The 13,398-nt window shown below is 60.8% G+C and carries 14 protein-coding genes; 5 read left to right on the top strand and 9 right to left on the bottom strand.

Going from position 1 to position 13,398, the window contains the following annotated elements:
• The first annotated feature begins 254 nt into the window (after positions 1-254).
• Entirely contained in the window at positions 255-1,451 is a 1,197-nt protein-coding gene (locus tag DJ564_RS04360; protein WP_109627811.1) for a multidrug effflux MFS transporter, read from the top strand.
• An 8-nt stretch (positions 1,452-1,459) separates the two neighbouring features.
• Here the strand turns inward: DJ564_RS04360 and DJ564_RS32135 are convergent, their stop codons facing one another.
• The 3 genes from DJ564_RS32135 to DJ564_RS04370 form a co-directional block, all read right to left on the bottom strand.
• Entirely contained in the window at positions 1,460-1,630 is a 171-nt protein-coding gene (locus DJ564_RS32135) for a hypothetical protein (protein WP_178082282.1), read from the bottom strand.
• A 150-nt stretch (positions 1,631-1,780) separates the two neighbouring features.
• A complete protein-coding gene (locus tag DJ564_RS04365) occupies positions 1,781-2,794 on the bottom strand; it encodes a zinc-binding alcohol dehydrogenase family protein (protein ID WP_109627812.1) in 1,014 nt (337 codons plus the stop codon).
• A 32-nt stretch (positions 2,795-2,826) separates the two neighbouring features.
• The gene (locus tag DJ564_RS04370; protein WP_109627813.1) at positions 2,827-3,120 is read right to left on the bottom strand and encodes a putative quinol monooxygenase; all 294 of its coding nucleotides are present in this window, start codon (positions 3,118-3,120) and stop codon (positions 2,827-2,829) included.
• 118 nt (positions 3,121-3,238) lie between these two features.
• Between DJ564_RS04370 and DJ564_RS04375 the strand changes: the two genes are divergently transcribed.
• Together DJ564_RS04375 and DJ564_RS04380 are read left to right on the top strand one after the other, a co-directional pair.
• A complete protein-coding gene (locus DJ564_RS04375; protein ID WP_109627814.1) occupies positions 3,239-4,168 on the top strand; it encodes a LysR family transcriptional regulator in 930 nt (309 codons plus the stop codon).
• A 317-nt stretch (positions 4,169-4,485) separates the two neighbouring features.
• Entirely contained in the window at positions 4,486-5,220 is a 735-nt protein-coding gene (locus DJ564_RS04380; protein WP_109627815.1) for a helix-turn-helix transcriptional regulator, read from the top strand.
• A 151-nt stretch (positions 5,221-5,371) separates the two neighbouring features.
• Here the strand turns inward: DJ564_RS04380 and DJ564_RS04385 are convergent, their stop codons facing one another.
• The 3 genes from DJ564_RS04385 to DJ564_RS04395 form a co-directional block, all read right to left on the bottom strand.
• Complete coding sequence (locus DJ564_RS04385; RefSeq protein ID WP_109627816.1) at positions 5,372-6,325, bottom strand: adenosine deaminase; 954 nt, start codon at positions 6,323-6,325, stop codon at positions 5,372-5,374.
• A gap of 82 nt (positions 6,326-6,407) precedes the next feature.
• Positions 6,408-7,373, bottom strand: coding sequence for an isopenicillin N synthase family oxygenase (locus DJ564_RS04390; RefSeq protein ID WP_109627817.1), 966 nt, complete (start codon positions 7,371-7,373; stop codon positions 6,408-6,410).
• A 145-nt stretch (positions 7,374-7,518) separates the two neighbouring features.
• Positions 7,519-8,601 carry a BMP family ABC transporter substrate-binding protein gene (locus DJ564_RS04395; RefSeq protein WP_109627818.1) on the bottom strand — a complete coding sequence of 361 codons (1,083 nt, stop codon included), beginning with the start codon at positions 8,599-8,601 and terminating at the stop codon, positions 7,519-7,521.
• Positions 8,602-8,897: 296 nt separating this feature from the next.
• Between DJ564_RS04395 and DJ564_RS04405 the strand changes: the two genes are divergently transcribed.
• Positions 8,898-9,986, top strand: a complete 1,089-nt coding sequence (locus DJ564_RS04405) for a calcium:proton antiporter (protein WP_109627820.1) — start codon at positions 8,898-8,900, stop codon at positions 9,984-9,986.
• 120 nt (positions 9,987-10,106) lie between these two features.
• On the opposite strand, the gene DJ564_RS04415 is transcribed toward DJ564_RS04405, so the two are convergent.
• From DJ564_RS04415 to DJ564_RS04430, 3 genes are all read right to left on the bottom strand, one after another.
• On the bottom strand, positions 10,107-11,465 hold the full coding sequence (locus DJ564_RS04415) for an 8-oxoguanine deaminase (RefSeq protein WP_109627821.1): 1,359 nt from the start codon (positions 11,463-11,465) through the stop codon (positions 10,107-10,109).
• A gap of 271 nt (positions 11,466-11,736) precedes the next feature.
• Positions 11,737-12,423 carry an SDR family oxidoreductase gene (locus tag DJ564_RS04425; RefSeq protein WP_109627823.1) on the bottom strand — a complete coding sequence of 229 codons (687 nt, stop codon included), beginning with the start codon at positions 12,421-12,423 and terminating at the stop codon, positions 11,737-11,739.
• A 25-nt stretch (positions 12,424-12,448) separates the two neighbouring features.
• Complete coding sequence (locus DJ564_RS04430; protein ID WP_109635939.1) at positions 12,449-12,799, bottom strand: MerR family transcriptional regulator; 351 nt, start codon at positions 12,797-12,799, stop codon at positions 12,449-12,451.
• Between the two features lie 83 nt (positions 12,800-12,882).
• Here DJ564_RS04430 and DJ564_RS04435 point away from each other — a divergent pair, with 83 nt between their 5' ends.
• Entirely contained in the window at positions 12,883-13,305 is a 423-nt protein-coding gene (locus DJ564_RS04435) for a hypothetical protein (RefSeq protein WP_109627824.1), read from the top strand.
• Positions 13,306-13,398: the final 93 nt, after the last annotated feature.

Here is a 13,398-nt window from a genome sequence, read left to right on the forward strand (position 1 = left end):
AGTCGTAAAACCAGTGCACTCGGTGTAACTGATGCTCCGAGGTTGCAAGTATTGCGGGTGGCTTCGCCACCCAACGGGGATAAATCCCCTCACCACAAAAGCTTTCTCCCACACAGGTTCTCTCCACACTGGGTTACTCCCAGAGGTTTTGTATCTCCAGTGATATTTAATAGTTAGCGAGCTATCGGAATGTTCAAGGCGTCCATGCGCGGCTAGACTGTCGGGCTGCCGACTTACGCCCAACTGGATGCCTGATGAACTTCCGTACCATTTTGATTCTTGGCGCCCTCAGCGCTTTCGGTCCTTTGGCGATCGATTTCTACCTGCCGGCGTTCCCGGCGATGGCACTCGCGTTCGGCACTGACGAAAAACACGTGCAGCTGACACTCGCCGCGTATTTCCTGGGCCTGTCCCTCGGTCAACTGGCGTACGGCCCGGTGGCGGATCGCTTCGGGCGGCGGATTCCCTTGTTGACGGGCGTCGGTTTGTTCACCGCCGCCTCCCTGGCCTGCGCGTTTGCGCCGAACCTGGAATGGCTGATCGGTGCGCGATTCATTCAGGCCCTCGGTGGTTGCGCCGGGATGGTGATCGCCCGTGCGGTGGTCAGTGACAAATGCGATGCGGTGGGTTCGGCGAAAGTCTTTTCGCAACTGATGCTGGTCATGGGCCTGGCACCGATTCTCGCGCCCATGCTGGGTGGACTGCTGGTCAACACCACGGGCTGGCAGTCGATCTTCCTGGTGCTGACCGGGTTCAGTGCCCTGGCGGGGCTGGCTGTGGCGATCGGCTTGCCGGAAAGTCTGCCGGCCCACGTGCCGCGTCAACCGTTGTCGGGGGCGTTGCGTCAGTACGGTCGGCTGTTGGCGGATCCGGTTTACCTCGGCCACGCCTTGACCGGCGGTATCGCCATTGCCGGGATGTTTGCCTACATCGCCGGTTCACCGTTCGTCTTCATCAAACTCTACGGCGTACCCGCCGAGCATTTCGGCTGGCTGTTCGGGACCAACGCGGCGGGGTTCATTCTGGTGGCGCAGGTCAACGCGCGCCTGCTGGCCAAGCGTGGCCCGGCGTTTCTGCTGGTACGTACGGTGTGGATCTACCTGGGGGCCGGCCTGACGCTGCTCGCCGTCAGTACGTTGCACACCGAACAGTTATGGCCGCTGCTGATTCCGTTGTTCATCTGCATCGCCAGCCTCGGCTGCATCCTCCCCAACGCCTCGGCCTGCGCCATGAACGGGCAGGGCGCCCGCGCCGGCAGTGCGTCGGCGATGCTCGGTTGCCTGCAATTCAGTGTTGCCGCCGCAGCGGCAGCGTTGGTCGGTGTGTTACACGATGGCAGCGCCGTGCCGATGGCCATGGTCATCAGCCTGTGCGGGATTCTGGTGGTGAGCGCGGCGATGCTCACCCGGCGTCTGCAAAATGCCCGGGCGTTGGCGCAAGCCCAGGTCTGAGGACGGACTCAGCCAGCGGCACGCTGCTGGCGGTCGGGAAATTGATGGGGCGCGAGCAATCGCGCTTCAAGGGTTCTGGTGAAGGCGAGTGCTTCAGCTTCGCTGCGGAACGTAACAGCGTGTTGGTCCAGACGGACCTGCCACTGGGATTTAGCCACTTCTTTTATCAGGATCTTCATTGCTGAACTCTCCTCTCTTAAAAGATGTTACGTAAAAGAATGCATCGCAGAGGTTTCGATTGTAGACCCGAATACGATCGCAATTGTGACAAGGATCAACTCTCAGACTGACGGTGTCGTCCAGAGGGACGACACCTGTTTCAGCTTGTTTCAGAACCCTTCGAGCACAATCTTGCCCTTGGACTTACCGCTCTCCAGCAGCTCGTGGGCACGACGCAGGTTGGCCGCGTTGATGGTCCCGAAGTGCTCGCCGACCGTGGTCTTCAACGTCCCGGCGTCGATCAGCCCGGCCACGCGGTTGAGCAGTTTGTGCTGCTCGATCATGTCCGCCGTTTCGAACAGCGAGCGGGTATACATGAACTCCCAGTGCAGCGACAGGCTCTTGCGCTTGAGCTTGGTCACGTCCAGCGCTTTGGGATCATCGATCAACGCCAGTTTGCCTTGCGGGGCCAACGCCTCGACCAGTTGATCCAGGTGATGATCGGTCTGGGTCAGGCTGGCGACGTGGGTCACCTGGTCGATGCCGGCGCGCTTGAGTTCTTCACTCAACGGCTGGCTGTGATCGATCACCAGATCGGCGCCCAACTCGCGCACCCAGCTCTGGGTTTGCGGGCGGGAAGCAGTGCCGATGACGTTAAGCCCGGTGAGCTGGCTGGCCAGTTGCGTGAGGATCGACCCCACACCGCCCGCCGCGCCGACGATCAGCAGGCTCTGGCCTTCATCGGTTTTACCTTCGCGCACTTGCAGGCGTTCGAAGAGCAATTCCCAGGCCGTGATGGCGGTCAGCGGCAGCGCGGCGGCTTCGGCGAAACCGAGGGTTTTCGGCATATGGCCGACGATTCGTTCGTCCACCACGTGCAATTCGCTATTGCCCCCCGCTCGGGCGATGGAGCCGGCGTAAAACACCTTGTCGCCCGCCTTGAACAGCGTGACTTCGCTGCCGACGGCCTTGACCACACCGGCCACATCCCAACCCAGCACTTTCGCCGCGCCACCTTCGGGCTGGACGTTCTGGCGGACCTTGGTGTCGACCGGGTTCACCGAGATAGCTTTGACTTCCACCAGCAGGTCGCGCGGACCGGCCACCGGTTCTGGCAGTTCGATGTCTTGCAGGGAATTGGCGTCGCTGATCGGTAAAGAGGCGTAGTAGGCGATGGCTTTCATGTAGGGCTCCTGAACAGTAATCGAAGAAGGGATCAAGCCACGGTGCGCAGGCGCTTGAGTTCGAAGTGTTCGAGAAAGTCGCCGGCCTTGGCGCGGAAGTTCTGGACATGGGCGCTGGCGTCATGGGCTTGCAGGGCTTCGTCGCTGCTCCAGTGCTCGATCATGTAGAAAGCCAGCGGATTGGCCAGGTCCTGGTGCAGGTCGTATTGGCCGCAACCGGCCTCGGCGCGGGTCGGTTCCACCAGCGCACGCAGGTGCTGTTCGAGGGCGTCTTGCTGGCCGGGTTTGGCAATGAGGGTGGCAATGGCGGTGAAAGGCTGGGACATGGGTGACTCCGCAAATGGGGTGATTTCGATGGGACAGATGATTGGCTATTTCTCAACAAGATAAAACCCGCTAAAAGAGCAGTCTCTTTCAATATTTTTTTGATAATCGGGGCTGGAAATGCTGCGTTTCGATGACTTGCAGTTGTTTGTCCGGGCTGCCGACCTCGGGAGTCTGTCCGCCGCGGCGCGAGTGATGGACATGTCGGCGGCGGTGGCCAGTGCGGCGCTGAAGCGCATCGAACAGCAACTCGGCGCGCGTTTGCTGGCGCGGTCCACCCGCAGTTTGCGCCTGACCGCCGAAGGTGAGGGCTTCCTGGAATATGCCCGGGCCGCCCTGAGCAACCTCGATGAAGGCCGTCGTTTGTTGGCCAGCGGTCAGGACCAGGTCAGCGGGATTTTGCAACTGTCGGCGCCGTCGGACTTTGGTCGCAATCTGTTATTGCCGTGGCTCGACGAGTTCCAGCGCGAACACACCAAACTGACCGTGCGCCTGTTGCTGGGCGACCGCATCGCCGACCTGTTCCGCCAACCGGTGGACATTGCCCTGCGTTATGGGGAGCCGGAAGACTCAAGCCTGGTGGCACTGCCCATCGCTCCGCAAAACCGCCGTGTGCTCTGCGCCGCACCGAGTTATCTGGCCAGGCATGGCGAGCCGCGGCATCTGGAGCAACTGGCGCAGCACAATTGCCTGTTGTTCATGCTCGGCAGCCGGGTCCATGACCACTGGAGTTTCCATGACGGCAAACGCGAAGTCGGCCTGACCGTCAGCGGTGATCGCTTCAGTGACGATGCCGATGTCGTACGGCTGTGGGCAGTGGCAGGGGCGGGGATTGCTTATAAGTCCTGGCTCGATGTCGCCGCCGATGTACTCGCCGGCCGATTGAAAGTGCTGATACCGGAGCTGCTGTGTGAGCGCGCACCGCTGAATTTGCTGTGCGCCCATCGCGCACAATTGAGTAAGCCGGTGAACCTTTTGCGGGAAATGCTTGCCAGCCGATGCGCTCATTTAGGCAGTCAATTTCCGACGATATCGGGCATGGATCATTAGTCGCAGGCAAATAGCGAAATTTCTGTCAGGAACTATCACCACCCGCGCTTTCCCAAGGGCAGGAACCGGCGGTCAACCCGCTTATACTAGCGCCCGCCTCATGTGCGCACCGTCGATCTCGCGATGGCGAGTCCGCGTTCCAGTCGGCCCGGCCACTCGGTCAGGCACCCGACCTTCGCAATACCTGCGAAGCAAAGGCACAGGTGTGTGGGTGGCTTTGCCCGGCTTATGGCGGTTTCCGCGTCTTGGCCGACGACACATTACTGGTCAAGATGTCTCTGAGCAGCAGACGAAACGATTCAACAGGGAGTGAATACATGGAACATGCACCTTGCATCAGCCAGATCGCCACGTTGCTGGCTGACCCCAAGCGCAGCGCAATGATGTGGGCCTTGATGGACGGCTCGGCGCGGCAGACCGAAGAGCTGGCGTTATTGGCCGGCCTGTCACCGTCTTCGGCCAGTGCACACCTGGGACGTTTGTCCGCCGGAGGTCTGTTGAAAGTCGAGATCCGTGGGCGCAAACGCTTTTTCCGCCTGGCCGCGCCTGAAGTCGGCGCGGCAATCGAAGCACTGGCCAGCGCGACGCTAGCCAGTGCCCCGCAGCCAGTCCCGGACGTTTTCAAACGCACCAGCCCCATCGCCAAACCTCAGGCGGCCCCATCGTCGTTGTTGCGGGCCCGACTGTGTGATGACCATTTGGGAGGCACCCTGGCGGCCGATCTTTACCAGCGGTTGCTGGATGCCGGTTGGATCGAGCAGTTCGAGCAGCGCGTCATGATCACCCACAAGGGTTCCACACAACTGGCCTCGCGGGGCGTGTACATCCAGGCCCTGGCCCATCGCAACAGCAAAGTCGCCTGCGCGTGTCCAGACTGGAGCGAAAGGCGCCCGCACATGGGCGGGTCTTTGGGCGCTGCGTTGTTGCAGCTGTTCATGCAGTCCGGCTGGCTGAGCCTGCCCAACGATTCGCGAGCCTTGCAGATCACGGCCGCGGGGCAACGGGAAATCCATCGTTTCGCCAAGGAAACCGAGCTGGAAATGGCGCTTTAGCGCTGTTTGATGGACTAGGCCGTTAGCTGGCTGAACTCAGAACCTGTGGGAGCGGGCTTGCCCGCGATAAGGCCATCAGCTTCAACATCACGTTGTCTGACAGACCGCCATCGCGGGCAAGCCCGCTCCCACAGTGGTTATGCGGTGAGGCTTACGGTTTTACCAACCGCGCATCCAGGCTGTTCTGCGCCAAACGCTTGGCCTGATCCTGGGTCATGCCCAGATCCGTGTACAACGCATGGAAGTTCTCGGTCACATACCCGCCAAAGTACGCCGGGTCATCCGAGTTCACGGTCACTTTCACGCCACGCTCAAGCATGTCGAGGATGTTGTGCTGGGACATGTGGTCGAACACGCAGAGCTTGGTGTTGGACAACGGGCACACGGTCAGCGGGATCTGCTCGTCGATGATCCGCTGCATCAAGCGCTCGTCTTCGATGGCGCGCACGCCATGGTCGATGCGCTGGATTTTCAGCAGGTCGAGGGCTTCCCAGATGTACTCGGGCGGGCCTTCTTCACCGGCGTGGGCGACGGTCAGGAAGCCTTCGTGACGGGCACGATCAAACACGCGCTGGAACTTGCTCGGCGGGTGACCCATCTCCGAACTGTCCAGGCCCACGGCCACAAACGCCTCGCGGAACGGCAGCGCCTGGTCGAGGGTTTTCTGGGCTTCGTCTTCGCTCAGGTGACGCAGGAAGCTCAGGATCAAGCCGCTGGTGATGCCCAGTTGCTGCTCGCCATCCTTGAGCGCGGCGGCGATGCCGTTAAGCACCACTTCGAACGGCACGCCACGGTCGGTGTGGGTCTGCGGGTCGAAGAACGGCTCGGTGTGAATCACGTTCTGCGCCTTGCAACGCAACAGGTAGGCCCAGGTCAGGTCGTAGAAATCCTGCGAGGTGCGCAACACGTCGGCGCCCTGGTAATACAGGTCGAGAAACTCTTGCAGGTTGTTGAAGGCGTACGCCTTGCGCAGGGTGTCGACATCGCTCCACGGCAGGGCGATCTTGTTGCGTTCGGCCAGGGCGAACAGCAACTCAGGCTCCAGTGAACCCTCCAGGTGCAAGTGCAGTTCTGCCTTGGGCAGGGCGTTCAGCCAGTCGTACATAGTCTTTTCTCATCAGGTGCAGATGGCGAGCATTCTACAGATGCCCGTGGAAACAATTAGCAAAACCTGACCAGGCGGTTCATCACACGGCGGCCTGTTCCCTTCGATAGGCGTAAGTGTCGGCGAAACGCGAGAGCAGGAATTCGGCGCAGGTGGTGGCCGGGTACTTCGCCGGGTGTGATTCGTCCTGGCAACCGGGCAGGCATTCAATCGGCGTGTCCGGGTGCGGTTCGGCGAAGAACGGCATCGAGTAACGATCGACGCCCAGCGGGCTGATCACCCGGTGCGGCGTCGACAGGTAACGGTCATTGCTCCAGCGCGCCATCATGTCGCCGAGGTTGACCACGAAGGTTCCTTCTATCGGCGGCGCGTCGATCCATTCGCCTTTGACGTTGCGCACTTGCAGGCCACCGGCGGCGTCCTGGTACAGCAGGGTGATGCAGCCGTAGTCGGTGTGGGCGCCGGCGCCTTGCTGCTCTTCGGAACTGGCGGTGTGGCGCGGCGGGTAGTGGATCATCCGCAGGACGCTAACTGGCTCATTGAAGCGTTTGTCGAAAAAATCGTGCTCAATGTTCAACGCCATGGTCATGGCACGCAGCAGGGTTTGGGCCAAGGCCTGCATGTCGACGTAGTGTTGTTCCATCAGCGCTTCCCATCCCGGGATTGCTGGATGACGGTTGGGGCCGCGCAACGGTTTTTCCGCCAGCACCTCAGGATGGTCGGCCGGCAGGTGCAGGCCCATGTCGAAGGTTTCTTTCAGGTCGCTGGGTTTGCTCGGGTCGAGTTGCTCGGTGGCGATGGCGCCGTAGCCGCGGTGATGGCGGGTCTGGGTGATGTCGATCTTGAGCTTTTCGGCGGTGGGCAGGGCGAAAAAGTGTTGGGCATGGTCGAGCATGGCGTTGATGCGCGATGCGCAGATCGGGTGACCCTTGATGTAGAAAAAGCCCCATTCGCGGCAGGCCTTGTCGATTTGAGTCGCGACGGATTGCCAGGCGGTTTGGTCGGCGCTGTAGAGCGGTGCGATGTTGATGATCGGGAGTTGGTTCATGCGCAGTCCTTGAGAACGCTGCAAATCCAATGTGGGAGCGGGCTTGCTCGCGAAGGGGCCAGCACATTCAACATCTCTGTTGACTGACCCAGCGCGTTCGCGAGCAAGCCCGCTCCCACAGGTACTGTGTTTCAACTGAAAGAATTCACTTCGGAATATCGGCCTTCATGCCTTCAACGTAGTAGTTCATCGACGCCAGTTCCGCATTGCTCGCCGTCGCGCCCGCCGGGATTTTCTCGGTGCCGGCCTGATCCTTGATCGGCCCGGTGAACGGGTGGAAGGCGCCGCTCTTGATGTCCGCAATGATCTGCTCGGCCTCGGTCTTCACCGCCGCTGGCACCAGATCGCTGATCGGCAATTCAACCGTGCCTTCCTTCAAACCACCCCAGTAATCCTGCGACTTCCACGTGTGGTCGAGCACGCTTTGGGTCGCCTGAATGTAATGCGGGCCCCAGTCGTTGACGATCGACGTCAACACCGCTTTCGGCCCGAAGTGCGCCATGTCCGAAGCGTAGCCCACGGCGTACACACCGCGACGTTCGGCGGCCTGGATCGGCGCCGGGCTGTCGGTGTGCTGGAACACCACGTCCACACCCTGGTCGATCAGCGCATTGGCGGCGTCGGCTTCCTTGCCCGGATCGAACCAGGAGTTGACCCACACCACCTTGATCTCGGTGCCGGGGTTGTACTTGTTCAGGGCCAGTTGAATGGCGTTGATGTCGCGGATCACTTCCGGGATCGGGAAGGACGCGACGTAACCGATCTTTTTGGTCTTGGTCATCTTCGCCGCGAGGAAACCGCCAACGTAGCGACCTTCATAGGTGCGCGCCAGGTAAGTGCCGAGGTTCTTGTCCTGCTTGTAGCCGGTGGCGTGTTCGAAGGTCACCTTGGGAAATTGTTTGGCGACTTTCAGGGTCGGGTTCATGTAGCCGAAAGACGTGGTGAAAATCAGGTCGTAGTTGTCCTTGGCCATGTTGCGGATCACCCGCTCGGCATCCGCACCTTCGGCGACGTTCTCCACATAGTTGGTGGTGATCTGATTGCCGAACTTCTCGGCCAGCGCCTTGCGCCCCTGTTCATGCTGATACGTCCAGCCGTGGTCACCGATCGGACCGATGTAGACGAAGCCGACTTTCAGCGGGTCGGCGGCACTGGCGGTCAGGCTCGCGCTCAGACCAATGGCCGCGGCGACGGCGCAAAGCAGCTTCTTCAACGGACGTTTGTGCATGAATTCGAACTCCATGTTGTTGTGAGGTTGGCAGGGGCAATGCAAATTGCTGACCAACAGGACAACAAAAGATCCGAAACCGTGTCGCGCCCTTCGCGGGCAAGCCCGCTCCCACAGGATTTGCGCAAAACCTGTGGGAGCGGGCTTGCCCGCGAGGAGGCCCGCAAGGCCAATAAAGTGCACATGCCAAACCGGCTGCCATCCACTGGTGCGCTAAGGTGTAACGAAACGTTAGCGCCGCCCCGCAGTCAGTAGCTCATCACTCTGTTCGCTCCACTCGGCAAAAAAGGCTCGCGATGCTCTCACTCCTCAAGCAAGAAAAGTTTCTGCTGCTGGCCGTCATTGCCGCCGTCGTTGCTTATCCGATGGAACACTGGATGCTGCACAGCGGCCAGCCCATCGCGCTGACCGCCGGGCTGGTGTTGATTGCGTTCATCGTTGCTGCGTCCATGCGCGTCGCCCATCACGCTGAACTGCTCGCCGAAAAAGTCGGTGACCCTTACGGCACGATGATCCTGACCCTGGCCGCCGTGCTGGTCGAAGTGGTGATCCTGGCGATCATGATGAGCAACGAGGCCTCGCCCACATTGGTGCGCGACACGATTTATTCGGCGGTGATGCTCGACATCAACGGCATCCTCGGCCTGGCTGCGTTGATGGGCGGGATCAAGCACGGTGAACAGTCTTACAACGATGACTCGGCCCGCAGTTACAGCGTGATGATCCTCACCGCCATGGGCGTTTCCATGGTGGTGCCGGAGTTCATTCCCGAGGCCAACTGGAAGCTGTATTCGGCGTTCACGATTGGCGCGATGGTCGTGCTCTACACCTTGTTCCTGCGTATGCAGGTCGGGCCGCACAGTTACTTCTTCAGCTACAGCTACCCGGAAAAACGCCGCAAGAAAGTCCTGGAGGAAGAATCTGAACCGGTCAATCTGGCGCTGAGTATCGGTACGTTGGTGTTTGGCGTGGTGGTGATCGGCGCACTGGCCGAAGTGATGTCCAAGACCCTCGATCTGGGGCTGGAAGGCACGGGCGCACCGCCGGTGATTACGGCGATCCTGGTGGCGGCCATTTCCGCCGCGCCGGAGATTCTGACCGCGTTGCGCGCGGCCCTGGCCAACCGCATGCAGTCGGTGGTCAACATCGCCATGGGCGCGTCACTGTCGACGGTGATCCTGACGGTGCCGGTGATGGAAGCGATGGCGCTCTACACGGGCCAGCCATTCCAGATGGCGATGACCCCGGTGCAAACGGTGATGATCTTCCTCACCCTGATCGTCAGCGCGATCAACCTCAACGACGGCGAAACCAATGCCATCGAAGGCATGACCCATTTTGTGTTGTTTGCGACGTTCATCATGTTGTCGTTGCTGGGCCTCTAAGCCCCCCACAAAACATTGTGGGAGCGGGCTCGCCCGCGATGAGGCCGTCACATTCAACACATTTGTTGGCTGACAGGCCGCCATCGCGGGCAAGCCCGCTCCCACAGGGTTGGTGGTGTGTCAGGTCCCGGCGATCAGTTGTCGGGCCGCCTGGCTGTGATCGGCGATCAGACCTTTGAGATCCAGCCCCTCAACCTGCCCATCAATCACTCGCCACTTGCCGCCAATCATCACCCGATCCGCCCGATCCGCCCCACACAGCAGCAACGCCGACACCGGATCATGACTGCCGGAGAAGCGCAGCTCATCCAGCTTGAACAGCGCCAGATCCGCCTGCTTGCCCACCGCCAGCTCACCGATATCGGTCCGCCCCAACAAGCTGGCCGAGCCCTTGGTCGCCCAACCCAGCACCAGCTCCGGCGTGATCTTTTCAGCGCCATAACGCAGCCGCTGAATGTAAAGCGCCTGACGGGTTTCGAGCATCATGTTCGACGCATCGTTGGACGCCGATCCATCCACGCCCAGACCCAGCAACGCACCTGCAGCCGTCAGGTCCAGCGTCGGGCAAATGCCGGAAGCCAGGCGCATGTTCGAACTCGGGCAATGGCAGATCCCGGTGCCTGCAGCGCCGAGGCGGGCGATTTCATCCGGGTTGAAGTGGATGCCATGGGCCAGCCAGGTACGTGGGCCGAGCCAGCCGACGCTGTCCAGATAATCCACGGTGCGCAGGCCGAAGCGTTGCAGGCAGAAGTCTTCTTCGTCGAGGGTTTCGGCCAGGTGTGTGTGCAGGCGCACGTCGAGTTTGTTGGCCAGTTCGGCGCTGGCGGACATGATTTGCGGCGTCACCGAAAACGGCGAGCACGGCGCCAGGGCGATCTGGATTTGCGCACCGTCGCCACGCTCGTGGTATTCGGCAATCAAGCGCTGGCTGTCAGCGAGGATCACTTCGCCTTCCTGGACGGTCTGCTGCGGTGGCAGGCCGCCGTCCTTTTCGCCAAGGCTCATGGAACCGCGGGTCAGCATGGCGCGCATACCCAATTCGCGGACACTCTCGACCTGCACATCGATCGCGTTTTCCAGGCCTTCCGGAAACAGGTAATGGTGATCGGCGGCGGTGGTGCAGCCGGACAGCAGCAATTCGGCCAGTGCGACTTTGGTGGCGAGGGCGAGTTTTTCAGGGGTGAGGCGTGCCCAGACCGGATAGAGGGTCTTCAGCCACGGGAACAACGGCTGATTGACCACCGGCGCCCAGGCGCGGGTCAGGGTTTGATAGAAGTGGTGATGGGTGTTTATCAGCCCCGGCAGGATCACATGCTCGCGGGCATCGAAGACCTGTCCACAGGGCGCGGACGGTTGCTGGCCAGCAGCGAGTACTTCGACGATCACACCGTCTTGCACAACCAGGCCACCACGGGCATCGAGGCTGTTGGCAGTGAAAATGGCGAGGGGATTTTTTAACCAGATACGGGTCGCAGGCATGTTGGCCGGCTCCTCTGAAAGTGGGGTTCAGGTTAGCCAGCTCAGTGATTACCCTGTCTGCTGATCCAGGGTCGCCGCGGGGGCGAGGTGCGGAGTTTCGAACAAAACCGGGCGGTGAGCAAGCCTCGCCCGACCAGACGGTACAAATCCCAATTTGGAATGAAACCCTGTGGGAGCGAGCCTGCTCGCGATGACGGAGTGTCAGTCGACATCAGTGGTGTCTGACTCACCGATATCGCGAGCAGGCTCGCTCCCACAGGGTATTGCGGTGTTACCAGGGAATGGTTTCGCCTCTGTAGTTCACGAAGTGATGCCCACCCCGGCCGACATAAGCATTCACCTGATCAACCAACCCGCGTGTACTGGTTTCCACATCGATATCGGCGCCTTCACCGCCCATGTCGGTCTTCACCCAACCCGGATGCAACGACAACACGGTGAGTTTCTGATCGCCCAACTGAGTGACGAGACTGTTGGTCATCGAGTTCAACGCAGCCTTGCTCGCCTTGTACAACGCCAGCTCCGGCGCGTCCGGCATGGTCACGCTACCCAGTACCGAACTCATGAATGCCAGCACACCGGTATCCGGGCGAATCTGCCCGGCAAAACGCTGCGCCAGGTTGATCGGCGCCACGGCGTTGGTGAAGAACAATTGACCGACCTCGGCCAGCGTCGCGCCGCCCGGCGTCTGCACCTCCGGCCCCTTGACCCCGGCATTCACGAACAGCAAATCAAACACTTCGCCCTTTAGCTGTTGGCTCAAGGCGATGACGGCCTGCTGATCGTCCATGTCGAGTTTCTCGATCCGCACCTTGCCCAACGCTTGCAGCGGCTCGGCGTTCTGCGGGTTGCGCACGGTGGCGGTGACTTGCCAGCCGTCGGCCAACAGGGTTTTCACCAGGCCGAGGCCCAGGCCCCGAGAGGCGCCGATGATGAGTGCGGTTTTTGCCTTGGACATGAGTGGCTTCCTTGATAAATGAGGATCATGGACTCAGTGGACAGCGTTGCCCGAGCCGTTGTTGCAATTCGTGGCGCAATGCACCGAGTTCGTCCATACGGGTTTCAATCAGATTGAGCTTGTCTTGCAGCAATTGCGTGACGGCGCTGTCAGGATCCGGCGATTGCCAGATGGTGGCGACGCTGTTGCCGATCTCGCCGAGGGTAAAGCCCAACCGCTGAGCCGTCTTGATGTACAGCACCAGTTGCACCATGTCTGGCGGATAGTCGCGGTAGCCGTTGGCACTGCGTTGCGCCGCGATCAATCCGCGCTGCTCGTAGAAGCGCAGCGTGTCGCGGCTGACGGCGCTGGCCTGGGCTAATTCACCGATGCGCATCATGACGTCTCGAGAGGGGCTTGACCCTGGAGCATACTCCAGGCTTTAGCCTTGTTGCTCCCTGAATTTATGGAGCAAGGCCGATGTGGACTTCAACGCAATATCGCCGGTTGGTGCGGGGCAGCGCCTGGTATGACTTGATCGTGACGGCGGCGTTTATCACGCCATGGAGTTTTGCCGCGTTGCACGGGGTGTTGATGAGCGTGAGCCAGGCGTTCGATCTGCCTGGGGAGCTGCCGCCGTTCGAGCCGATGCACATGTTGATGGCGAATTTGCTGGGGTCGATTGTGTGCGTGTGGGCGGTGCTGCGGATTCGTGATCCGCAGCAGGTGTTCGGGCGGTATGACGCAGTCGGCAGATTCCTGTTCTCTACGTGGCAGCTCTATGCCTTGCTCCACGGCGCCAGTTCATTGTTGGTGATTTTCCTGGTCTTTGAACTGGCGTGGGGCGTGGTTCAAATATTGCCTGTGAGGGCCTCTTCGCGGGCAAGCCCGCTCCCACAGTAGGTCGAGTAGAACCGAAGATCTTCATTGGACACAGAACGCTGTGGGTGCGGCGGTGCGACGATTCGACTTGCCCGCGAAGGGGCCAATCCAGGC

The organism is Pseudomonas sp. 31-12, from assembly GCF_003151075.1.
GTDB lineage: Bacteria > Pseudomonadota > Gammaproteobacteria > Pseudomonadales > Pseudomonadaceae > Aquipseudomonas.